Source organism: Sulfitobacter sp. M13 (assembly GCF_053474885.1).
Genome location: NZ_CM130281.1, coordinates 131,000 through 151,959 on the forward strand (window position 1 = coordinate 131,000; position 20,960 = coordinate 151,959).

Here is a 20,960-nt window from a genome sequence, read left to right on the forward strand (position 1 = left end):
GCAAATTCGATCAGGTTCCCCCCGATCAGTTGACGCGCACCCGGTAGCTGTTGAGTGCGATTTCGCCTGACTCCAAAGGTTCGCTTAGCGTCCAACGGACGGCAGCGATCTGATCCTCAGGAAGCGGTTCTGGTTGAAGTGTGCCATCTGTACCGGCGACCATGCGTGTGGCGGGGAGTGTGGACCATTCGAGGCCATCGTTTTCAGGGTCGAGGTCGGCCTGCACTTCGAACACAGCCTTGATGGAGGTGCTTTCGGCGCCCAGCGTCAGGGTCACCCCTTCGGGTACCGGCGCCGCAATGACGATCCCTGCAAGTGCTTGCTCGGTCGTGTTCTCGTGCTGCAGCTGGTATTGAATGACCTCGCCGGGGCGTACCGTACCCCGTTCGATCAGAGCTTCTTCGCCCTCGGTTGCTTCAACGATGCGGAAGGAAAAGGTGCTTGAAAGTGCGTCCGCAAAAGCCGGCACACCGGCGACAGAAATCGCAACACCTGCGAGCAACGCACGGGCAATCTGGTTGGTTTTAAGTGACATATTGTTTCCCCTTTAGACCGGCCCTCGCCGGCAGTTTTGATGAACTGTCCCAGTGGCTGGGCTGTCCTGAATTCATCATCACGGGAAATATCTCGCGGTGCATTCTCGCTTAGGGTTAGATTTTTGATCTGCTGGGCAGCCTTCTACCCGTCCGTATATGCGGCGCTATCAATTCGAGGGCACAACACGCAATTCGCGCGGTGATTGCAGCTGCAATCCCGCGCCGCACTGCGCAAGGCAGGCGGTTCGCCCGCGTGAAACAGGGCGTTGATTCTATCTATTCGGGGGGATTATCGCCCCGATCTGGGGCGAAGAATATGCGACACCCCGTCCGGATAACTGGACAGGGTGTTTCGTATAGTTAACGATTAGTGAGAGTGACCGTGCCCACCGTGGTCGTCCTCATCCAGCGATCCGTGCACGGCAAATTGGTCAATCCCCGCATCCTGCGGTTCGATGAAACGATAGCTTTCGCGCACACCACTGTCGGACAGTTCGCGTGCGACGGTCAGCAGCGTGTTGGGGGCGTGGTCGGCGCAAAGCTCCATCATCTGGGCGACTTCCTCTTCCGCCACAGGGCGCGCGGCTTCGGGAGAGGGGGCACCATAGATCTCGACGAAGTGCCTCATCAGCTGCAATGTGATTGCCTCGACCTCAAACGGTTCCGCCTTGGTCACCGCGACAAATGTCACGCGGCCAAAGGTTTCCACGCCAATCCAGCCGTTCGCAAACGCCTGCCGCGCCTTGCCGGTCAGATCGCCTTGGGACCAGTTTGAAAACTCGAACCCTCCGGATACGCACCATTCGCCCGTACGCGCCGGAGAATGAAATACATTACGGTCGCTTTCATCAAAGTGGATGGCGCGGGCGAGGAATAGATCACTCATGAGGCTGGCTCCAGCAGGTCGGTCAGTGGAATAAGATGCGTGGTCGAGTCGGTTTTCAGCAGCAGGCCAAAGTTTTCGTCAACACCGGTAAAGCTGCCGGTCAGGTCGCCATGGGTCATCTGCTCTCTCATGGCCCAGGCCAGCCCCGTCCATTCTTTATGGAGCGGGCCTGCGCCGTCATCCATCCAGCGGTTCAGCGCAACCAGCATATGCCGCGCCCAGGCCTCGAGAAGGTCGACCGGGCTCACTTCGGCACAGCCTTCGCCATACAGCGTGGTGACATCCGGCGTGTCGCCTGGCGTGTCATTTTGCGGCAATAGCTTCACGTGAAACGCTACAACCAGCCAGTCAGGCACTTGGGTCGGATTGCTTTCAGAGGACGCTGCACGCATCTGCCCGCAAATCGCGCCATTCAGCCGCAAATCACCGTTCCATGCCAGATGTACGCCCACCTCGGGCGGCGCTAGCGCGCCAAGGGCATTCTGGAACCCCACGGCGCAAAGCGGCAGCATCGCCATTGCTTGGGCCAGCGGCACCTCGGGCGCAAAGACGATGGCGACCTGCAAAACGCTTGACCCCAGATCATACAGCACCAGCCCCGCATCACACCCCTGCCGCGCCTCTGCGCAGGCCTGCGCGAAGGGGTCATCAGCCTGCGCACCCGCCAGCAAGGGTGGAAAAACGGGGCTGTCGCTCATGCGTAACCGCCTGCGATCAGCGCTTTGGCGACCTTGCGGAAGCTTTCGGCCTGCGTGCTTTCGGGTTTGGAGACGACAATCGGCGCGCCGCCGTCAGCGGCGACACGAATGTCCAGATGCAGCGGTATCTCTGCCAGCAGCGGCACGCCCAGCTTTTCTGCCTCGGCGACGACACCGCCATGCCCAAAGACATGTTCCTCGTGCCCGCAGTTGGAACAGATATGGGTGCTCATGTTCTCGATCATCCCGATGATCGGAGTCTTGAGCTGGTTGAACATGTCGATCCCCTTGCGGGCATCCAGCAGCGCTACATCCTGCGGCGTGCTGACAATAATCGCACCGTCTAAATGGGCTTTTTGCGCCAAGGTCATCTGCACATCGCCGGTGCCGGGCGGCAGATCGACGATCAACACATCCAGCGCGCCCCATTGCACCTGCATCATCATCTGCTGCAACGCGCCCATCAGCATCGGCCCGCGCCAGACGACCGCCTGATCGTCATTGGTCATCAACCCGATAGACATCATTGTCACGCCAAAGTTGCGCATCGGCAGGATCGTCTTGCCATCAGGCGACGCAGGCCGTCCGGAAACACCCAGCATCCGCGGCTGCGACGGGCCGTAGACATCGGCGTCCAGCATGCCCACGCGGCGGCCTTCGGCGGCCAGCGCACAGGCAAGGTTCGCAGCAACGGTAGATTTTCCGACGCCGCCCTTGCCTGACGCGATGGCAATAATCCGGTCCACGCCCGGAATTTTCTCTGGCCCAGCGGGTTCGGATTTGCGGCCCAGTTTCAAATCGGGCGGCGGTGCCTGTTTCGAATGGGCGGTCAGCACAGCCGAGACAGAGGCAACCCCCTCAAGCGCTTTGACCGCGGCATCTGCCTCGTCGCGCAGCTTGGCGTAGGCGTCGGCATGGCTTGGGTTCACCTCAAGCACAAAGCGCACCGCGCCCTCGTCAACGGTCAACGCTTTAACGAGGCCCAGTTCGACGATGTCCTTGCCGGACACGGGGTCATTCAGGGTTTTCAGGCAGGCCAATACGGCATCACGGGTGACGCTCACGCTTCGGACTGCCCTTGGATTTTGCCGGTCACGACATGTTCAAGGTCCAGCCCGTCAACGGTCAGCACTACTTTGGCCTCGAATGTCTTGCCGCCGGTATCCCCGTTCTCGCGCATCGCTTCTTCGATGGCTTGCTGCGAGGTCACGCCGACCTGCTTGAGGAACTTGCGCATCGACATGTTGAAATCATCGCTCATGATTTTCTCCTGTTCTGGGGTGGGTCTGCACAGCGCCTAGTGGTCTTTGCGCTTGCTAAAATAGTCTTCGGATGTGCGTACGCGGGGGCGTTCTTTGCCCGCTAGCGGATTGTTCTGCGCGTGGTACTGCGCGTTGATCCTGCAATTGTCGCACATCTGGATCATCTTTGCCGCCTCGGACGAGGCGAACATAGCGTGCTTGCCCGCCAGCTTTTCGGTGATCTTTTCCACGGTGGATTTCACGCCGAACAGCGACCCGCATTCGATGCAGGCAAAGGGTTCTTCCTCGTGCAGCACCACTTGGGTAAAGGCCTGCGCGGTCAGGTTCAGCTGGGGTTTCAGCGTGATCGCGTCTTCGGGGCAGATATTGGCACAGAGCCCGCACTGCAGGCAGGCATCTTCTTGAAAGCGGAGCTGCGGTAGATCGGGATTATCGCCAAGCGCGCCCGACGGGCAGAGCGACACGCACGACAAGCACAGCGTGCAGGCATCCGTATCCACCAGCACGGCACCATAGGGAGCGGCATCGGGCAGATCGATCACCTTGGCCTCGGGCTGCAAGGTCTTGCCCGCAAGCCGCGCGACCTGACGACGGGTGCCCATGGGCAGCAGGGTGTCATGCGCGGGTTGCAGCGTTTCGGTGACCAATGCGGTTTCCAGCGCATCGGGGTCGGCAACATCAATCAGGCGGATTGTATCGGTGCCACTGATGGCACGGGCAAGCTCGGCCTGTACCTCGATCACGTCGCGCTCTGTGCGGGGGGACAGCAGCACATCGACATGCACAAACCCGCAGCCAAGTGCGGCCAACATTTCAGCATGGCCGAACCCTGCAAGCGCATCTACGGCCAGCGGGATAACATCAACTGGCAAGCCAGCGCCGAACCGCGCATAAAGGCGGATCATCTCGGCCCCGTGGTCTTCGTCATGTACCAACAAGCGCGGCGCGTTGCCGCCTGCCTTGCGATAGGTCGATGCCAGCGTCGACACCCGGCGGAACAGCGTATCCACGGGCGGCGCGTCATAGGTGATTGCGCCGGACGGGCACACGGCCGAACAGCTGCCACAACCCGCGCAGATCATCGGGTCGATTGCGACATGTTCACCAGCAGAGGTAATGGCCCCCGTCGGGCACAGGTCCAGACAGTTGGAACAGGCGGGCTGTTCGGCCCGTGAATGGGCGCACAGGCTTTCGGTCAGCCGGACATACAGCGGCTTTTCAAAGGTCCCGACCATCTGCATGGCGTCGCGCACGGCCTGCGCCACGGCGGGTTTGCTGCCCGGGTCGGCCCGCAAATAACCGTCTCGTTTGTGCGGCGCGGGGAACAGCGATGTATCTCCCGTCAAATCCAGAATGATATCGCATTGCGATTTTGCCCCGTCCCGCGGCGCGGTAAACGACGGCGCACCCCGTCCACCGGGGATCAGCATCTGCAAGCCATCGAAGGTCAGGTTGAAATTGCCTAACGCGCCCGACGCCTTGCGCAGGTCGCCTTTGACCACGTCGAAACGCGGATCAACCGCCGTGTCATAATCACCCTGCCACAACACCGTCACGGCCAATGTATCGGCCACGGTTTCAGCCACCTCAAGCGCGAGGGCGGGGGGGGCCATGATCAGGCAAGTGCCTTCGGACACCACATCCAACACACGCGGAGCCGGTGCCGCCAGTTGCTGCTCTGCCATGAGCGCCGCCATCTTGGGCGTCGCGTCACCCTTATCATCATGCCAGCCGGCGCGGTCACGGATATCGACGAACTCGGGCACTTGTGCCTCAATCTCGGCGGCAAGCTCTTCAAAGCGGGGGCGCTCTTGCTGGCAGGCGATCACGGTGTCACCCGCCGCCATCGCCTCTGCGACAATGCCGATCTGATCTGTACACAGACAGTTATACACTTTCGAACAGGGCAAACCCGTCGCCTTAGACAAGGCAGGCGCGTCAATATCCTGACTGCCCAAACAGTCGCAAAGCAGAAAAGTCTTTTCCATAATCTCCTCAGGGACAGCACCGATGGGTATCAAGCAAGCGTCAGGGTGCTGTCAGCGCTTGCCCGACAAGCTAGTGGTGTTCGCGACCCGCCGCAAACCCCTATTTACCACCCTTGGCCACGAAAGGGACGTTTGCACCCACAGCATGAATTACCCAACAAAAACAGTCAGAAAGGGCCAAGCCCCAAGCAAATATGGTAAATATTGACGTTCGGTAAATGCTGCATTGCGGCATTCACAAAACTGTGTGATTCAGCCCTAGAATCCTCTTTGATCCGCGTTATGATTACGTCAATATGGGGCCGGAAACGCCTGAAACATCATTGGAAACTGAAATTGAACGCACCGCTTAAATCAGCGCAAACGATGCCCGTCGGGGTTGTCCTTCGCAAGTCACCCGGCGTGACGCGGTGGGCGAAAGTCGTTTGGCGTGCGGTTTGTGTTCTGCCGGGTGCCGACCCTGCCGACTGGAAGCTGCTGCGCACCGAAGGCGGCGTTTCTGATTATCACGTGACCACCGTGCCGCTGACGCTGTACCGGTCGGATACAGAGGCTTATGTTCATGGCCTCGCCGCCAATGTGCCCTGCCTTTACATCATCTGCCGCGAGACCCGTGACGCCGACCGCCCGCTTGACGTGGTGATGGTCACCGCATCGCCCTATGAGGCGCAAGACTACAGCGACAATGGCGAAGACATCGTTGAAAAGGTGATGATGACGCCACAGGTTCACGCGTGGATCGGCGCTTATGTCGACACGCACCACGAAGAAGAAGCCTTTGTGAAGCGGCGGCGCGACAAGTACCAAGAGCCGAAACAGGACGGAATCGGGGATGCGCGCATCTCGCAGACCTCTGATGTATACCGTGCGCCGCGTACGGCCCGTTCGGGGTCATCGCAATGACCCGTCAAACCTCTTTCTGGGATCGTCGCCGCGCTGCCGTCAAAGCAGAGCAGGCCGCCGAACAAAAAGCCGCCGTTGCGCAGACCGAGGCAGAGCATCAGGCCACGCTGGCAGAAAAGACCGACGAAGAACTGCTGGCAGAGCTTGACCTGCCCGATCCCGACACGATGAAGTCCGGCGATGATTTCTCGGCGTTCATGGCGCGTGCCATTCCTGAACACCTGCGCCGCCGTGCGCTGCGCAAGCTGTGGGTGTCTGATCCGGCGTTGGCCTGTCTGGATGATCTTGTAGATTATGCCGACGACTACACCCAAGCGTCTGCAGTAACGAATTTCACCACAAGCTATGAGGTGGGCAAGGGCCTACGCCGCCATATCGAAGATGTCGCACGCAAAGCGGCGGCATCGCTAGAAGCTGCATCTGATACGGCAGAGGCTCCTGCGATCGACGAAGATACACAGCCCGCTGCACCGGTAGAGATCGACGCGCCCGCCGCAGTCGCCCAAGCGGACGCCCCCGCAGAAACCGCTATCGCCGACGCCGCGATAGAGGGACCCGCCGCCCTGCCCCCGCGCCGGATGGCCTTTCGTTTTGAGGAGCACCGCGCATGACCGCTGCCGCCAAAGCCATACAAGTCACTGCCGAAGATCGCCTGCGCGCCGATTTGTACAACTATCTTGGCGTGATGCTGGCACGGCCCGCCGACCAGATGCTGCTGGACCAGACCGCTGGCCTGTCGGGGGATGACAGTTCCTTAGGCGAGGCGATCAATGGGCTGGCGCGTGTGGCCAGGGCCGTCACCCCTAAAAAGGTGCAGACCGAATTTAACGCGCTGTTCATCGGGCTCGGGCGGGGCGAACTTTTGCCATATGCCAGCTATTACCTAACGGGTTTTCTGAATGAAAAACCACTGGCTGCCTTGCGCAGCGACATGGCCGCACAGCGCATCAGTCGCGCCGAAAACGTCTTTGAACCCGAAGACAACATCGCCTCCCTGATGGAGATGATGGGCGGCATGATCGTGGGCCGCTTTGGTACGCCCGCCAGCGACGCCGCGCAGCGGGCATTCTTTAACAAACACATCGCGCCTTGGGCAGGTCACTTCTTTACCGACCTCCAAGGGGCCAAAAACTCCGTCCTGTATGCAGGGGTTGCCGCTGTCGGCAGCGCCTTAATGGACATCGAACGCGAAGCATTTCGTATGACGGCGGGATGACCGCACAACATCAGGCGGGGCCTTACCCCCCGCGCAACCAAGGAAAGGGGTTTAACCCATGACCCAGGATACCAAAGGCACCAACCGCCGCAATTTCCTGAAACTGGCAGGGACCGCTGCACCGGCAGCCGCCGTCGCCGTGGCCACCAGCGGCACCGCCGCAGAAGCGCAGCCGGTCGACCTGCAGTCGAACCGGATGCAGGATACCGCGCATACCCGCGCCTATCTGGAAAGCACACGCTTCTAATTCAGTGATCAACGACCCGCGGGCCCAACCGCGGGAGGAAAACTTAGCCCCGATCCGACCCTCGCGGTCAGAGCACGCGGGCCTCTAGGGAGACTATTATGCTTCGGAAAAAAACCAACGGGATGGCACGGCGGCCCCAGCGGGCGGGCATGCTATCCGACATCGCGGAAAAATCCGTTGACCGCCGCGCATTCCTGCGCGGGTCCGGTCTGGCCATCGGTGGCCTTGCGGCCATCGCAGCGACTGCGGGCTCTGTTACACAAGCGTCTGCAGCAACAGCCGTCAGCGGCGCGGTAGAGACCATCAAATCGGTCTGCACCCACTGTTCGGTTGGCTGTACGGTCATTGCCGAAGTGACGAATGGCGTCTGGACGGGTCAGGAGCCCGGTTGGGACAGCCCGTTCAACCTTGGCTCGCACTGCGCCAAAGGGGCCTCGGTTCGCGAACACGCCCACGGTGAACGCCGGCTAAAATACCCGATGAAAAAAGAGGGTGGCCAGTGGGTTCGGATCAGCTGGGAACAGGCGATCAACGAAATCGGCGACAAGATGAACGTGATCCGCGAAGAAAGCGGCCCCGATTCCGTCTATTGGCTCGGCTCGGCCAAGCATAACAACGAACAGGCGTACCTGTTCCGCAAGTTCGCGGCCTATTGGGGCACAAACAACGTCGACCACCAGGCACGTATTTGTCACTCCACCACGGTTGCAGGCGTTGCGAACACATGGGGCTACGGCGCCATGACCAATAGCTATAACGATATCCACAACAGCCAGGCGATCTTTATCATCGGCGGCAACCCTGCCGAGGCGCACCCTGTATCGCTGCTGCACCTGTTGAAAGCGAAAGAGCAGAACAACGCGCCGCTGATTGTCTGCGATCCACGCTTTACCCGCACGGCGGCCCATGCGGATGAATATGTCCGCTTCCGTCCCGGTTCGGACGTCGCATTGGTCTGGGGTATTCTCTGGCACATCTTCGAAAACGGGTGGGAAGACAAAGAATTCATCCGCACCCGCGTTTGGGGCATGGACCAGATCCGTGACGAAGTCGCGAAATGGACACCAGAAGAGGTCGAACGCGTTACCGGCGCACCCGGCTCACAGCTTGAGCGCGTCGCGCGTACGCTGGCCAACAACCGCCCCGGCACCGTAATCTGGTGCATGGGTGGCACACAGCACAGCAACGGTAACAACAACACCCGCGCCTACTGCATCTTGCAGCTGGCCCTTGGCAACATGGGCACCGCTGGCGGCGGCACCAACATTTTCCGTGGCCACGACAACGTGCAGGGCGCGACCGATCTGGGCGTTCTGGCGGATACGCTGCCGGGCTACTACGGTCTGTCCGCAGGCGCTTGGGCACACTGGGCACGGGTTTGGGAAGAAGACCTTGAATGGTTGCAATCCCGTTTCTCCAAGGCGTCGTTCAACGACACCTCGATGATGAACCTGACCGGCATCCCCGTCAGCCGCTGGATTGACGGTGTGCTGGAAGACAAGGAAAACATCGACCAGCCGGACAACACCCGTGCGATGGTTCTGTGGGGCCACGCGCCCAACTCGCAGACCCGTCAAAAGGAAATGGTCACCGCGATGGAAAAACTCGACCTTATGGTCGTTGTCGATCCGTACCCAACGGTTTCCGCCGTTATGCAGGACCGCCAAGACGGGCTGTATCTGTTGCCCGCAACGACCCAGTTCGAAACCCGCGGTTCTGTCACGGCGTCCAACCGGTCGCTGCAATGGCGCGATCAGGTCGTTGAACCCCTGTTTGAATCCAAGCCTGACCACACGATCATCAAACTGTTCGCCGACAAGTTCGGCTTCAGCGATCGCCTGTTCAAGAACATCGCGCTGGACGGTGACGAGCCCAACATCGAGGACCTGACCCGCGAATTCAACCGCGGCATGTGGACCATTGGGTACACCGGTCAAAGCCCTGAACGCATGAAAATGCACATGGCCAACCAGCACACCTTTGACCGCACCACCCTGCGCGCCAAGGGCGGCCCTGCCGATGGCGATTTCTACGGTTTGCCATGGCCTGCTTGGGGCACACCCGAGATGAACCACCCCGGCACGGCGAACCTGTACGATATGTCCTTGCCGGTGGCCGAAGGTGGCCTGACCTTCCGCGCCCGTTTCGGCGTAGAGCGTGACGGTGAAAGCCTGCTGGCCGACGGCGTTTACAGCGCCGGGTCCGAGATCAAGGACGGCTACCCAGAGTTCACCATGTCCATGCTGCGTGAACTGGGCTGGGAAAAAGACCTCACCGACGATGAGATGGCGGTGATCAACTATGTCGCGGGCTATCCCGAAGGCGCACCGGCGAATGCAAAGCCGAACGAGGAAGTCGGCGAGACATCGCAAACCGGCGAAACCCCGTCGGATTACGTTGCCGATACCGGTGGCGTGAACTGGAAAACCGACCTTTCGGGCGGCATCCAGCGCGTCGCGATCAAGCATGGCTGCGCCCCCTTCGGCAACGCCAAGGCCCGCGCCGTGGTCTGGACCTTCCCCGATCCGGTGCCAATCCACCGCGAGCCGCTGTACACCAACCGTCGTGATCTGGTCGCCGACTACCCGACCTATGACGACAAAAAGTTCTGGCGCCTGCCCACAATGTATAAGTCCATTCAGGAAAACGACTTTTCCAAGGACTATCCGATCGTACTGACCTCTGGTCGGTTGGTCGAATACGAAGGTGGCGGCGACGAAACCCGGTCCAACCCTTGGTTGGCCGAGCTTCAGCAAGACATGTTCATCGAAATCAACACCCGGGACGCCAACGATCTGGGCGTGCGTGACGGGGCCGATGTCTGGGTCGAAGGCCCCGAAGGCGGCAAGGTCAAAGTGATGGCGATGGTCACGGAACGTGTCGAAAGCGGCGTGGCATTCATGCCATTCCACTTTGGCGGCCACATGGAAGGCGTTGATTTGCGGGACAGATATCCAGACGGGGCTGACCCTTATGTCTTGGGTGAATCCACCAACACCGCGCAAACATATGGCTATGACTCAGTAACTCAGATGCAAGAGACCAAAGCGACCCTCTGCAAAATCTGGACAGCGTAAGGAGACCAACAAGATGGCAAGAGCAAAGTTTCTCTGCGACGCCGAACGCTGCATCGAATGCAACGCCTGCGTCACAGCCTGTAAGAACGAACACGAAGTGCCGTGGGGCATCAACCGTCGCAAGGTCGTCACGATTCAAGACGGCCAACCCGGCGAACGGTCGATTTCAGTCGCGTGTATGCACTGTTCAGACGCGCCTTGTATGGCCGTCTGCCCAGTAGACTGTTTCTACCAGACCGACGACGGCATTGTCCTGCACTCCAAGGATCTCTGCATCGGCTGCGGCTACTGCTTCTACGCCTGCCCCTTTGGCGCACCGCAGTATCCACAGGCAGGCAACTTCGGATCACGTGGCAAGATGGACAAATGTACCTTCTGCGCCGGTGGCCCCGAGGAGAACCACTCCGAAGCCGAATTCCAGAAGTACGGCCGCAACCGGATCGCCGAAGGCAAGCTGCCAATCTGCGCCGAGATGTGTTCAACCAAAGCACTGCTGGCCGGTGACGGCGATGTCGTTTCGGGCATCTACCGCGAACGCGTTGTCGCGCGCGGCTTTGGCTCGGGCGCTTGGGGCTGGGGCACGGCATACGAGCGTAAGGGCGGCTAATTCCCTTACTGCATATTGATGCTTTCCTTGGCCCGCTGGCACCTGCTGCTGGCGGGCCAATTTATCTTTATCCTGTCGGAGGTCCCGATGACATTGCTGCGCGTTTTGCTGCCTCTCATATTCCTTGTTTCCTTTGCCGGCCTCTCTGCCGCTCAGGACACCACCGGCGATGCCTCGGTTCAGACACCGGGCCAACAATCGCTCGATGACATCATGGCCCGCCAACGCGGCGAAGACGTGCCCTTTGGGGCAGAGCTTCCTTTGCCGCTCGAGGGGGACGCCCCACCGGCGGAAAGCCACCTCGGGCCCCTTGGCGCATCCTCTGATGCCGACCTGTGGCGTGAAGTTCGCGCTGACGCCCTGCCCGATGCGCGGGCCAGCAACCGCGGCCCTGCCGCAAAGGTGCTGATGCAGGACGGTGGCATGTGGTGGCTGAACTTCCGCCACGGCCCCCTACTGACCTATGGCAGCCTGCTGTTGGGCGTCACAGTTGTGCTGATGGCGATCTTCTATCTGATCCGCGGGCGTATCCTAATTGAACACGGGCGCGCAGGCATCACGATTGAACGGTTCAAGTTTATCGAACGGTTTGGACACTGGCTGATCGCCAGTTCCTTTATCCTGCTGGCGATCACCGGTCTGGTGTCGCTTGCCGGGCGTAAACTGCTGATCCCGCTGTTCGGCCACGAGGCGTTTTCGACCTTTGCCATCGCGGGCAAGTGGGTGCACAACAACGTCTCATGGGCCTTTATGCTGGGGCTGGTGATGGTGTTCGTCATGTGGATCGTCCACAACCTGCCGGACCGCACTGACATCAACTGGATCCTCAAGGGCGGCGGTATCTTCGGCAAGGGCCACCCGCCCGCCAAGAAGTTCAACGCCGGTCAAAAGCTGATCTTCTGGGCCGTGATCATTCTGGGCACCTCGATCTCTGTCTCGGGTATCTCGCTGCTGTTCCCGTTCGAGCTGACCATGTTCGAACCCACGCTGGCGCTGCTGAATGATATGGGCGTGCCGCAACTACTGGGCCTCGGCACAGTGGATGCAACGCTGACCCCGCAAGAGGAAATGCAATACGCCCAACTTTGGCATGCCGTTATCAGCTTTGTCCTGATGGCTGTGATCATCGCGCATATCTATATCGGGACGCTCGGTATGGAAGGCGCGTTCGAAGCAATGGGATCGGGAGATGTCGACCTTGAATGGGCACGCGAGCACCACAGCATCTGGGCCGACGAAGTTGTCGCCAAGCAGGGTAAACCTGCCTCTGGCACACAGCCGGCAGAGTGATATGATGCAAAAAACGCCCCACCCCCAGCGTGCCGCTGCGCATCAACGAGGTACTGAATGAAAGCTTTTATCACTGCCATCGTCGCCTTGGTGCTCCTTGCTGCGGGCATGAACTTTGCGTTGGACAACGCCGGGTTCTCCGCCGCCGAACAGACCTCTTCGGATCGTAATGTCCGGCTGGGCGACTAAGACCGCATCCTATGCATAGCAAACTCCGACGGCCCGCCCGATGAATGATATCTGGGCGGGCCTTTCTTCTGCGTTCTGGCTGGTTGTCACCGGTGACCCTGATCTGATCGAGATTACGCTCAGGTCGTTGCAGGTCAGCCTGACCGCGCTGGTGATCGCTTCAGCCATCGCGCTGCCGTTTGGCACATGGCTGGCCATCCGCCGTTTTCGCTTCCGTCGCACTGCGATCGCCGTGCTGAACTCCCTGATGGGTCTGCCGCCCGTCGTGGTGGGGCTCATCGTCTATCTGTTGTTGTCGCGGTCGGGTCCCTTTGGCGTGTTGGGTCTGCTGTTCACCCCCACAGCGATGATCATCGCGCAGGTGATCATCATTACCCCGCTTATCGCCTCTATTACCCATCAGGCGATGCGCGATCTTTGGGCCGAATACCATGATTTGCTGATCTCGCTGAACACCACGCCGACGCGGCGTATCCTGACGTTGATCTCTGACGGGCGGCGCGCCTTGCTGACTGCGGCGCTGGCAGGCTTTGGCCGCGCCATCGGCGAGGTCGGCGCGATCATGATCGTGGGGGGCAACATCGACCACGCCACCCGCGTGCTGACCACCGCTATTGCGCTGGAAACCGGTAAAGGTGATTTCGCGCTGGCGCTTGGGCTCGGCTTTGTTCTGATCGCGCTGGCGCTGACCGTTAACCTGATCATCCACGCACTGTCCCGTACCGAAAGAGAGGGCAGATGGTGACCCCCTTGCTGCCAGCCCATATGCGCGATGTGACCGTCACCCGTCAGGGCAAACAAGTGCTGGGGCCTGTGGACCTGACCCTTGGTCGATCGGGGTTCACGATCCTGCTGGGGCCAAATGGCGCCGGCAAGACGACCTTCCTCAAGGCGTTGCACGGGCTTGAACGGCTGTCGACGGGGTCGGTCACATGGTCCGCGCCGGATGAGGTCGCGCAGATGAAGCAGGCCTATGTCTTCCAAAGTCCCGTGATGCTGCGCCGGTCCGTGCGCGCCAATCTGGGCTATCCGCTTGCGATTCTGGGCCAACCAAAGGCGCAGGTGAATGACGCGGTAGAGGCATGGGCCACACGCATCGGTCTGACGGCGGCGCTGGACCGTCCTGCGACGGGGTTGTCGGGGGGGGAAAAACAAAAGCTCGCCCTTGCCCGCGCATTGATCCGCGACCCTGAAATCCTGCTGTTGGACGAACCCTGTTCGAACCTTGATGGCCGATCCGTGAAGGACATCGAGGCTTTACTGACCGCCGCCCATCAGGCCGGGACCCGCATCGTGATGGCGACCCACGATCTGGGTCAGGCGCGGCGGCTTGCAACTGAAATACTGTTTCTATTTAAAGGTCGTATTCACGAGGCAAGCCCGGCGCCCGATGCGTTTGACGCCCCGCAGACCCCGGAATTCAAATCCTTTTTGAACGGAGACATTTTGATATGAAATCCTTGATTACCGCCCTTGTTGTGGCGCTTGGCACCACTGCTGTTCAGGCCGATACGATGAAAATCGCCGTTACCACGTCCTTTAACAACTCTGGTCTGTCCGACGTTCTGCTGCCTGCCATCAAAGAAGATCTGAATCTTGACGTACAACTGCTGATCGTCGGCACGGGTCAGGCCTTGCGTTTGGGCGAAGCGGGTGATGTCGATGCGATCCTCGTCCACTCCAAGAAAGCCGAAGAGGCGTTCGTCGCCGACGGATATGGCACCCACCGCCGCGAGATCATGTATAACGATTTTGTCCTGATTGGCCCCAGCGACGATCCCGCCCAGATCAAGGATGCCGAAGCCGCCAAAGACGCGCTGGCCAAGATCGAAGAGGCCCAGGCCCCCTTCGTTAGCCGTGGCGATGACAGCGGCACCCACAAGAAAGAGCTGTCCCTTTGGGCCGGCGCCGATCTGGATGCCGCAATATTCGGTGAATGGTACAAAGCGGTCGGCGCGGGTATGGGCGCGAGCCTCAACACCGCTGCGGGGATGGGGGCCTATATCATGTCCGACCGCGCGAGCTGGCTGAACTTTGACAACAAGGCCGACTTGGCGATCCTGTTCGCGGGCGATCCGGTGCTGTTCAACCAATACGCCTATATTCCGGTGAACCCTGACAAACACGCGCATGTGAACAAGGACGCCGCGGCCCAGCTGGAAAACTGGTTGGTCGGTGACCGCGCAAAAGACCTGATCGACAGCTATACGATCAATGGCGAAAAGCTATTTACCTTTAACGCACAGCAGTAATCCGCGCCTTTAGAAGGCTACGTTTATCGCTCCGGTAAAAACACCCGTATCGGCATATCGCCGATACGGGTGTTTCATTTCAGGGGCTTTGACCCCGGCTTTAGCTCGGCGCTTTGGTGGTGCGCAGATAGGGCAGGATTTTGTTGAAGTCACCGAATTTCGCTTTGGCGTCATCGTCCGACAGGGTTGCGGGGATGATCACATCGTCGCCGACAGTCCAGTTCGCCGGTGTTGCCACGCCCTTGCCTGTCGAGGTTTGCAGCCCGTCCAGCGCACGCAGCACTTCGGCAAAGTTGCGGCCCACGGTCATCGGGTAGGTCATTGACAGTTTCAGCTGCTTGTCAGGACCGATGATAAACACGGCGCGGACTGTGGCGCTGTCATTGGGCGTGCGGCCGTCGGGCAGATAAGCGTCGGCGGGCAGCATGTCGAACGCCTTGGCCACGGTCAGATCGCTGTCGGCAATGATCGGAAAGCCCGCTTTGGCACCCGCAAAGGTCTCGATGTCGGCTTTCCATTTCTTGTGCTCTTCGACGCCATCGACGGAAATACCCATCACTTTGGTGCCACGTTTTTCCCATTCATCGGCAAGCTGGGCAACAGCGCCGAATTCGGTTGTGCAAACGGGGGTGAAATCCTTGGGGTGCGAAAACAGGATCGCCCAGCTGTCGCCAACCCAGTCGTGCAGGCTGATCGTGCCCTGATCGGTTTCGACGGTCAGATCGGGGATGGTATCGTTGATGCGCAAGGACATAATATACTCCGGCTTCATGGTTTCGGTTTGTCGTTCAGTACTTATGTAAGACCTTGCGCTGCCGGTTTCACCCCCTCACTTGCGGGTCTGCAAATGTGGTGACATGGTACGCGCAACAGGTTGGGGAAATGCCCCCGACACCGCATGACAAAAGGAGTTTTCCCATGCTGGAGAAGCGCGAGTTTTACATCAACGGTGAATGGGTATCCCCCGCCAATCCGAATGACTATCACGTGATCGACCCCACCACAGAGGAGCCCTGCGCGGTCATCTCTCTCGGCGATCAGGCAGACACCGACGCCGCAGTTGCCGCCGCCAAAGCGGCCCTGCCCGGCTGGATGGCGACCCCTCCGGCTGAACGCATCGCGCTTTTGGAAAAGCTGCTTGAGGTCTATCAGGCCCGTGCCGAAGATCTGGCCAAAGCGATGAGCACCGCCATGGGTGCGCCGATGGATCTGGCCCGCACCGCGCAGGTCGGTGCCGGCGCATACCATCTGGGCAACTTCATCAAAGCCGCGAAAGAGTTCAAATTCGAACAACCGCTTGGCGATCACGCGCCAAACGACCGGATCATCCGCGAAGCTGTTGGCGTCGCCGGCCTGATCACGCCATGGAACTGGCCGATGAACCAGATCACGCTCAAGGTCGGGGCTGCGGTCGTATCCGGCTGCACAATGGTGCTGAAACCCTCCGAGGAAAGCCCGCTGGACGCGATGATTTTTGCCGAACTGATGGACGAGGCAGGCTTCCCCAAAGGTGTGTTCAACCTTGTGAACGGTGACGGCGTCGGCGTTGGCAGCCAGATGTCGTCGCATAAAGATATCGACATGATCAGCTTCACCGGATCGACCCGCGCGGGCACGCTGATTTCGAAAGCAGCGGCCGATACGCTGAAAAAGGTCCATCTTGAACTGGGTGGCAAGGGCGCGAACATCGTCTTTAACGATGCGGATGACAAAGCCGTCAAACGTGGCGTTCTGCACATGATGAACAACACCGGCCAGTCCTGCAACGCCCCCAGCCGTATGCTGGTGCAATCCGATGTCTATGACAAAGCCGTCGAAGAAGCAGGCGCTGTTGCGTCGCAGGTCACTGTTGGTCCTGCCTCCGAAGATGGTCGGCACATCGGCCCCGTTGTGAATGAATCGCAGTTCAACAAGATTCAGGACCTGATCCAGAAGGGCATCGACGAAGGTGCGCGTTTGGTTGCGGGCGGCACCGGACGTCCCGACGGCTTGAACCGCGGGTTCTTTGTTAAGCCCACCGTCTTTGCCGACGTGACCCCCGACATGACCATCGCCCGCGAGGAAATCTTTGGCCCGGTTCTGTCTATCATGAAGTTCGACAGCGAAGAGCAAGCGGTCCAGATCGCCAACGACACGGTCTATGGTCTGACCAACTATGTGCAGTCGCAAGACGGCGAGCGCCGCAACCGTCTGGCACGCCAGCTGCGCTCGGGCATGGTCGAGATGAACGGCCAAAGCCGCGCCGCGGGCTCGCCCTTTGGCGGCATGAAGCAGTCGGGCAACGGGCGCGAAGGCGGCATGTACGGGATTGAGGACTTTACCGAGATCAAAGCCGTCTCGGGTTGGGCCGCTGAATAATCAGCCCCTCGGCATCCCCCACAAACACCAAGGCCACCCTGCGGGGTGGCCTTTTTCGTTCGCGCAACTGTGCCTTTAAAACGGCGCTTTGGCGCGGACCTTGGTCGAATGCCCGCCCTGAGGGTGGTTGAACCGCAATTCTTCTGAATGGAGCATCAGGCGTGGATAATCCAACGCTGGACCCGTGGCATAAAACGGGTCCCCCAGGATCGGATGCCCGAGGCTGAGCATATGCACCCGCAGCTGGTGGCTCCGCCCTGTCTTGGGGCTGAGCCGGACGCGGGCGGTGTCGCCTTCGTCTTTCAGCAAACGCCAGTCGGTTTGCGCGGATTTGCCCGTGTCGTGACACACCATTTGGCGCGGGCGGTTGGGCCAGTCCACGATCAACGGCAGGTCGACGGTGCCGGTCTTTTCTTGCGGCACGCCCCAGACCCGCGCCACATAGGTTTTGCGCGTCATCCGCTTTTCGAACTGCAACCCCAGATGCCGCTGCGCATAAGGTGTCAGCGCAAAGATCATCACGCCTGAGGTATCGCGATCCAGACGATGCACCAGCAATGCGTCAGGAAAAACATCCTGCACCCGTGCGATTAGACAATCGGCCAGATGCGGCCCCTTGCCTGGCACCGACAGCAAGCCTGCGGGTTTATCGACCAGCAACACTTCGGCATCTTCATGCAAGATCACCAGCGGATCGTGGGGCGGATTATATTCTGTTTCCATAGGTGTCCGTCTCAGATGTAGGGTGGTTTTTCAACCCAATCTGTACCAAAGGATCCGGAATGCACCCTACTATTACCCAGATGATTGATGTGGTCGCCAAGGGAGAGTCAGACAAGATCGCCCCGCTGCTCGCCGAGGACGTCACCTTTATGCCGCCGACCTACTACAAAACATGGACCGGTCGCGCCCCAGTGGCCGCCGTACTGGGCCACGTTGGCAATGTCTTTAGCGACTTCAAATACCGCCGGATCATGGGCGAAGGCACAGATTGGGCGCTGGAGTTTCAATGCAAGATCGGAGATCTGGATGCCGTTGGCGTCGATCTGATCACCTTGGGTGACGACGGTCTGGTCGCCAAATTCGAGGTGGTGATGCGCCCCTATAAATCCATCGGCGCCCTACGCGAGGCGATGAACGCGCGCGTGATGAAAGACCCGAGCTTTCTCGCGTTCAAAGACGCGCTGTCCTAAACCCCCTACGCAGCAAACGGAGGGCACCGCAGCTGAGGTGCCCTCCGCCCCGATCACGCTCGCTTGTGACGCATCTGCTGGAATAACGAGATCGAATAGATCACCAAAGCCGCCCAGATCAATGGAAACGCAATCATACGTGCCCGCCCGAAGGGTTCGTCAAAGACCAGAACCGCGCATAGGAAGATCATCGTGGGGGCGATATATTGCAAAATACCAATGGTAGACAGCCGCAGCCGTTTGGCCCCATTGGCGTAGAATATCAACGGCACAGCCGTGACCACGCCGCAGCCCACCAGCATCCATGTATCGAACGAAACGCCCTGACCAAAGTGGTTCTGCCCCGTCATGATCAGATAGACCAGATAGGCAAGCGCGGGGGCAAGCAGGATCAACACCTCAAGCAGGAAGCCTTGGTTGGGCCCGATGGGCAGCCGCTTTTTCGCCAGTGCATACAGCCCGAAAGTCACTGTCAGGCTGAGGGCCACCCAAGGGAAACGGCCTGAATCGAGGGTCAGGATCGCAACGGCCACCGCCGCCAGTCCAATCGCCGCCAGTTGCAGCCGCGACAGACGTTCCCCCAGCAGCAGCGCCCCCAGCAGAATGCTAAACAGCGGGTTGATATAATAGCCCAAGGCCGCATCCAGCGCGTGACCCGAGTTCACCGCCCAGATGTAGATCCCCCAGTTGACCGAAATAAGCGTCGCCGTGACGCAGCCCATCGCCAACGTGCGCGGAGACCTGAACGCCTCGCGCAGAGTGGCGGTACGGCCCAGCAAGATCAATACCAGCGCGCCCACGGGGACGGACCAGATGACCCGATGCACCACAATTTCAGCCGCAGGAATATGGGCCATGGCCTTCATATAAAGCGGCAAAAACCCCCACAGACCATAGGCCCCGATGGCAAAGGCAAGCCCTTGGGGCGTGTCTTCGGGCGGGGCGGGCTGGTTGGCGGATAGGGTATCGGGGTTGCGCATATCGTGTCTCCTTGGGGCCTGCTTACGCCCGCAGGATCACAGGGACCAGAGGGAAACACGGGGCCCCAAGGCATTCACGGGCCGCGCCCGCCGTGGTCAGCCTTTGAGCGTAGGCGTATGCGCACTGCCCAATAGCACCCCGTAGATGATAAAGCTGACAGCCATCACGCGGCGGAACCAGACGTTAAACACCGCGCCCAATGCCGCGCGCCCCAGTCCGGCACCAAGCGCGGTAAAGCCGGTATAGCTGGCTGCGGTCAGGGTCAGCGCGGTGGGCACAATCACGATCATCTGATCCCAGATCGGGACATCCGGCTGCACGAACTGGCTGAAGGCCGCAAGGTATCCCGCAACGGATTTCGGATTGATCGTCGCAATCGCAAAGGACCGCCAATAAATGGACGCGGCGGGACGGTCATCCATCACCACGGGTTTGCCCGCCATGATCAATCCGCGCACGCCGAGGTAGATCAAAAACCCCGCCCCGATCATCTTGGCCACAAAGAACGCTGTCGCCGAGGCCGTCAGCAGCGCCGTCACACCGACTGCAGACAAGGCCAGAAACAAAGACGCTTGCGTCAAGATCCCCAACACCCCGACCATGGCCCGCGAAAAGCCCAGGTTCATACCGTTGCTGATGCAGTTCACCGCATTCGGCCCCGGCGTGGTGACAAACACCACCCAGAACAGGGCAAAAATGATCCATGCGTCAAAGCTCATGGAGTTTCCTTTAATCAATGGGCAGGTTCACCGGCCTAGACGTTCGCAAAGACAGATTTCAAGATCACGGCGAGTTCGTCTGCATCGGTCTGGTCAAATGCCGCCGGTTGGTTGCTGTCGATATCGAAGACACCCAGCAGCTCCCCTTTGCCGTCCCAAACCGGCAAGACAATTTCGGACCGCGTGGAAGAGGCGCAGGCGATGTGCCCTGGAAAGGCATCCACATCTTCTACCAGTTGCGTCTCGCCAGTGCGCGCCGCAGCACCGCAGACACCACGCGTGAAGGGGATCACCAGACAGCCGTGCCCGCCCTGATACGGGCCGATTTTCAACAGCTCGGGGTCTGTTACCCGGTAAAACCCCGTCCAGTCGAAACGATCATCGGCATGGTGGACCTCGCAGGCGACGGTGGCCATCAGTGCCACGCTGTCGGTTTCCCCTTCGGTCAAAGCCTGTAGGGTTTTGGAAAGGGTCGTATAGTCAACGCGCATAAAAGTGCCTTTTGTTACTGTCGGACCGGGGGGCTGTCTGCCCCCCGACCCCCGAGGATTTTGTCCA

24 protein-coding genes are annotated in these 20,960 nt (G+C 59.9%); 13 read left to right on the forward strand and 11 right to left on the reverse strand.

The window, feature by feature from the left end:
* Positions 1–25 precede the first annotated feature (25 nt).
* The 6 genes from ACVBAU_RS00560 to ACVBAU_RS00585 all read right to left on the reverse strand — a co-directional run bounded on the left by ACVBAU_RS00560 (position 26) and on the right by ACVBAU_RS00585 (position 5,370).
* Positions 26–535 carry a hypothetical protein gene (locus ACVBAU_RS00560; RefSeq protein WP_448327282.1) on the reverse strand — a complete coding sequence of 170 codons (510 nt, stop codon included), beginning with the start codon at positions 533–535 and terminating at the stop codon, positions 26–28.
* A 368-nt stretch (positions 536–903) separates the two neighbouring features.
* Positions 904–1,422: a DUF6505 family protein gene (locus tag ACVBAU_RS00565; protein ID WP_448327283.1), complete on the reverse strand. Its 519-nt coding sequence runs from the start codon at positions 1,420–1,422 to the stop codon at positions 904–906.
* Positions 1,419–2,120, reverse strand: coding sequence for a DUF4444 domain-containing protein (locus tag ACVBAU_RS00570; RefSeq protein ID WP_448327285.1), 702 nt, complete (start codon positions 2,118–2,120; stop codon positions 1,419–1,421). Before ACVBAU_RS00570 ends, ACVBAU_RS00565 begins: the two co-directional genes overlap by 4 nt.
* On the reverse strand, positions 2,117–3,184 hold the full coding sequence (locus ACVBAU_RS00575; RefSeq protein WP_448327287.1) for an Mrp/NBP35 family ATP-binding protein: 1,068 nt from the start codon (positions 3,182–3,184) through the stop codon (positions 2,117–2,119). Before ACVBAU_RS00575 ends, ACVBAU_RS00570 begins: the two co-directional genes overlap by 4 nt.
* Positions 3,181–3,381, reverse strand: coding sequence for a DUF6494 family protein (locus tag ACVBAU_RS00580; protein WP_093731957.1), 201 nt, complete (start codon positions 3,379–3,381; stop codon positions 3,181–3,183). The genes ACVBAU_RS00575 and ACVBAU_RS00580 overlap by 4 nt, the downstream gene beginning before the upstream one ends.
* Positions 3,382–3,417: 36 nt before the next feature.
* Entirely contained in the window at positions 3,418–5,370 is a 1,953-nt protein-coding gene (locus tag ACVBAU_RS00585; RefSeq protein ID WP_448327289.1) for a 4Fe-4S binding protein, read from the reverse strand.
* A 366-nt stretch (positions 5,371–5,736) separates the two neighbouring features.
* On the opposite strand from ACVBAU_RS00585, the gene ACVBAU_RS00590 reads away from it, so the two are divergent.
* The 11 genes from ACVBAU_RS00590 (at position 5,737) to ACVBAU_RS00640 (ending at position 15,151) form a co-directional block, all read left to right on the forward strand.
* The gene (locus ACVBAU_RS00590; RefSeq protein WP_335744582.1) at positions 5,737–6,273 is read left to right on the forward strand and encodes a DUF3305 domain-containing protein; all 537 of its coding nucleotides are present in this window, start codon (positions 5,737–5,739) and stop codon (positions 6,271–6,273) included.
* Positions 6,270–6,884: a DUF3306 domain-containing protein gene (locus ACVBAU_RS00595; protein ID WP_448327291.1), complete on the forward strand. Its 615-nt coding sequence runs from the start codon at positions 6,270–6,272 to the stop codon at positions 6,882–6,884. Before ACVBAU_RS00590 ends, ACVBAU_RS00595 begins: the two co-directional genes overlap by 4 nt.
* Positions 6,881–7,489 carry a TorD/DmsD family molecular chaperone gene (locus ACVBAU_RS00600; protein WP_448327293.1) on the forward strand — a complete coding sequence of 203 codons (609 nt, stop codon included), beginning with the start codon at positions 6,881–6,883 and terminating at the stop codon, positions 7,487–7,489. Before ACVBAU_RS00595 ends, ACVBAU_RS00600 begins: the two co-directional genes overlap by 4 nt.
* A 58-nt stretch (positions 7,490–7,547) precedes the next feature.
* Positions 7,548–7,736, forward strand: coding sequence for a twin-arginine translocation signal domain-containing protein (locus tag ACVBAU_RS00605; RefSeq protein ID WP_448327295.1), 189 nt, complete (start codon positions 7,548–7,550; stop codon positions 7,734–7,736).
* 98 nt (positions 7,737–7,834) lie between these two features.
* A complete protein-coding gene (locus ACVBAU_RS00610) occupies positions 7,835–10,813 on the forward strand; it encodes a formate dehydrogenase subunit alpha (protein WP_138924863.1) in 2,979 nt (992 codons plus the stop codon).
* 13 nt (positions 10,814–10,826) lie between these two features.
* Positions 10,827–11,420, forward strand: a complete 594-nt coding sequence (gene fdh3B / locus ACVBAU_RS00615; RefSeq protein ID WP_138924862.1) for a formate dehydrogenase FDH3 subunit beta — start codon at positions 10,827–10,829, stop codon at positions 11,418–11,420.
* A gap of 87 nt (positions 11,421–11,507) precedes the next feature.
* Entirely contained in the window at positions 11,508–12,710 is a 1,203-nt protein-coding gene (locus tag ACVBAU_RS00620; protein ID WP_448328863.1) for a formate dehydrogenase subunit gamma, read from the forward strand.
* 57 nt (positions 12,711–12,767) lie between these two features.
* Positions 12,768–12,899 carry a hypothetical protein gene (locus tag ACVBAU_RS00625; RefSeq protein ID WP_302664628.1) on the forward strand — a complete coding sequence of 44 codons (132 nt, stop codon included), beginning with the start codon at positions 12,768–12,770 and terminating at the stop codon, positions 12,897–12,899.
* 40 nt (positions 12,900–12,939) lie between these two features.
* The gene (locus ACVBAU_RS00630; protein ID WP_138924861.1) at positions 12,940–13,644 is read left to right on the forward strand and encodes an ABC transporter permease; all 705 of its coding nucleotides are present in this window, start codon (positions 12,940–12,942) and stop codon (positions 13,642–13,644) included.
* Complete coding sequence (locus ACVBAU_RS00635; protein ID WP_138924860.1) at positions 13,638–14,354, forward strand: ABC transporter ATP-binding protein; 717 nt, start codon at positions 13,638–13,640, stop codon at positions 14,352–14,354. Before ACVBAU_RS00630 ends, ACVBAU_RS00635 begins: the two co-directional genes overlap by 7 nt.
* Positions 14,351–15,151 (forward strand): substrate-binding domain-containing protein, encoded by an 801-nt coding sequence (locus ACVBAU_RS00640; protein WP_448327298.1) that lies wholly within the window; start codon positions 14,351–14,353, stop codon positions 15,149–15,151. Before ACVBAU_RS00635 ends, ACVBAU_RS00640 begins: the two co-directional genes overlap by 4 nt.
* A gap of 100 nt (positions 15,152–15,251) precedes the next feature.
* Here the strand turns inward: ACVBAU_RS00640 and ACVBAU_RS00645 are convergent, their stop codons facing one another.
* A complete protein-coding gene (locus ACVBAU_RS00645) occupies positions 15,252–15,905 on the reverse strand; it encodes a peroxiredoxin (RefSeq protein WP_448327300.1) in 654 nt (217 codons plus the stop codon).
* Positions 15,906–16,069: 164 nt separating this feature from the next.
* Here ACVBAU_RS00645 and ACVBAU_RS00650 point away from each other — a divergent pair, with 164 nt between their 5' ends.
* On the forward strand, positions 16,070–17,509 hold the full coding sequence (locus ACVBAU_RS00650) for an aldehyde dehydrogenase family protein (protein ID WP_448327302.1): 1,440 nt from the start codon (positions 16,070–16,072) through the stop codon (positions 17,507–17,509).
* Positions 17,510–17,584: 75 nt separating this feature from the next.
* On the opposite strand, the gene ACVBAU_RS00655 is transcribed toward ACVBAU_RS00650, so the two are convergent.
* Positions 17,585–18,232: a pseudouridine synthase gene (locus ACVBAU_RS00655; RefSeq protein WP_138924856.1), complete on the reverse strand. Its 648-nt coding sequence runs from the start codon at positions 18,230–18,232 to the stop codon at positions 17,585–17,587.
* Between the two features lie 59 nt (positions 18,233–18,291).
* Between ACVBAU_RS00655 and ACVBAU_RS00660 the strand changes: the two genes are divergently transcribed.
* On the forward strand, positions 18,292–18,702 hold the full coding sequence (locus ACVBAU_RS00660) for a nuclear transport factor 2 family protein (RefSeq protein WP_138924855.1): 411 nt from the start codon (positions 18,292–18,294) through the stop codon (positions 18,700–18,702).
* Between the two features lie 53 nt (positions 18,703–18,755).
* On the opposite strand, the gene rarD is transcribed toward ACVBAU_RS00660, so the two are convergent.
* The 3 genes from rarD to ACVBAU_RS00675 form a co-directional block, all read right to left on the reverse strand.
* Positions 18,756–19,682, reverse strand: coding sequence for an EamA family transporter RarD (rarD, locus tag ACVBAU_RS00665; RefSeq protein ID WP_138924854.1), 927 nt, complete (start codon positions 19,680–19,682; stop codon positions 18,756–18,758).
* A 96-nt stretch (positions 19,683–19,778) separates the two neighbouring features.
* Positions 19,779–20,402: a LysE family translocator gene (locus ACVBAU_RS00670; protein WP_138924853.1), complete on the reverse strand. Its 624-nt coding sequence runs from the start codon at positions 20,400–20,402 to the stop codon at positions 19,779–19,781.
* Between the two features lie 35 nt (positions 20,403–20,437).
* Positions 20,438–20,893 (reverse strand): GAF domain-containing protein, encoded by a 456-nt coding sequence (locus ACVBAU_RS00675; protein ID WP_448327306.1) that lies wholly within the window; start codon positions 20,891–20,893, stop codon positions 20,438–20,440.
* Between the last annotated feature and the right edge of the window lie 67 nt (positions 20,894–20,960).

Excerpts from the sequence above, each read along its gene's own strand:
- ACVBAU_RS00675 (WP_448327306.1), bottom strand. The coding sequence starts at position 20,893 with ATGCGCGTTGACTATACGACCCTTTCCAAAACCCTACAGGCTTTGACC.
- ACVBAU_RS00610 (WP_138924863.1), top strand. The coding sequence starts at position 7,835 with ATGCTTCGGAAAAAAACCAACGGGATGGCACGGCGGCCCCAGCGGGCG.
- ACVBAU_RS00585 (WP_448327289.1), bottom strand. The coding sequence starts at position 5,370 with ATGGAAAAGACTTTTCTGCTTTGCGACTGTTTGGGCAGTCAGGATATT.
- ACVBAU_RS00625 (WP_302664628.1), top strand. The coding sequence starts at position 12,768 with ATGAAAGCTTTTATCACTGCCATCGTCGCCTTGGTGCTCCTTGCTGCG.
- ACVBAU_RS00600 (WP_448327293.1), top strand. The coding sequence starts at position 6,881 with ATGACCGCTGCCGCCAAAGCCATACAAGTCACTGCCGAAGATCGCCTG.
- ACVBAU_RS00565 (WP_448327283.1), bottom strand. The coding sequence starts at position 1,422 with ATGAGTGATCTATTCCTCGCCCGCGCCATCCACTTTGATGAAAGCGAC.
- ACVBAU_RS00560 (WP_448327282.1), bottom strand. The coding sequence starts at position 535 with ATGTCACTTAAAACCAACCAGATTGCCCGTGCGTTGCTCGCAGGTGTT.
- ACVBAU_RS00620 (WP_448328863.1), top strand. The coding sequence starts at position 11,508 with ATGACATTGCTGCGCGTTTTGCTGCCTCTCATATTCCTTGTTTCCTTT.
- ACVBAU_RS00650 (WP_448327302.1), top strand. The coding sequence starts at position 16,070 with ATGCTGGAGAAGCGCGAGTTTTACATCAACGGTGAATGGGTATCCCCC.
- ACVBAU_RS00660 (WP_138924855.1), top strand. The coding sequence starts at position 18,292 with ATGCACCCTACTATTACCCAGATGATTGATGTGGTCGCCAAGGGAGAG.
- ACVBAU_RS00645 (WP_448327300.1), bottom strand. The coding sequence starts at position 15,905 with ATGTCCTTGCGCATCAACGATACCATCCCCGATCTGACCGTCGAAACC.
- ACVBAU_RS00605 (WP_448327295.1), top strand. The coding sequence starts at position 7,548 with ATGACCCAGGATACCAAAGGCACCAACCGCCGCAATTTCCTGAAACTG.
- ACVBAU_RS00655 (WP_138924856.1), bottom strand. The coding sequence starts at position 18,232 with ATGGAAACAGAATATAATCCGCCCCACGATCCGCTGGTGATCTTGCAT.
- ACVBAU_RS00640 (WP_448327298.1), top strand. The coding sequence starts at position 14,351 with ATGAAATCCTTGATTACCGCCCTTGTTGTGGCGCTTGGCACCACTGCT.
- ACVBAU_RS00630 (WP_138924861.1), top strand. The coding sequence starts at position 12,940 with ATGAATGATATCTGGGCGGGCCTTTCTTCTGCGTTCTGGCTGGTTGTC.
- ACVBAU_RS00570 (WP_448327285.1), bottom strand. The coding sequence starts at position 2,120 with ATGAGCGACAGCCCCGTTTTTCCACCCTTGCTGGCGGGTGCGCAGGCT.
- fdh3B (WP_138924862.1), top strand. The coding sequence starts at position 10,827 with ATGGCAAGAGCAAAGTTTCTCTGCGACGCCGAACGCTGCATCGAATGC.
- ACVBAU_RS00590 (WP_335744582.1), top strand. The coding sequence starts at position 5,737 with ATGCCCGTCGGGGTTGTCCTTCGCAAGTCACCCGGCGTGACGCGGTGG.
- rarD (WP_138924854.1), bottom strand. The coding sequence starts at position 19,682 with ATGCGCAACCCCGATACCCTATCCGCCAACCAGCCCGCCCCGCCCGAA.
- ACVBAU_RS00635 (WP_138924860.1), top strand. The coding sequence starts at position 13,638 with ATGGTGACCCCCTTGCTGCCAGCCCATATGCGCGATGTGACCGTCACC.
- ACVBAU_RS00595 (WP_448327291.1), top strand. The coding sequence starts at position 6,270 with ATGACCCGTCAAACCTCTTTCTGGGATCGTCGCCGCGCTGCCGTCAAA.
- ACVBAU_RS00670 (WP_138924853.1), bottom strand. The coding sequence starts at position 20,402 with ATGAGCTTTGACGCATGGATCATTTTTGCCCTGTTCTGGGTGGTGTTT.
- ACVBAU_RS00580 (WP_093731957.1), bottom strand. The coding sequence starts at position 3,381 with ATGAGCGATGATTTCAACATGTCGATGCGCAAGTTCCTCAAGCAGGTC.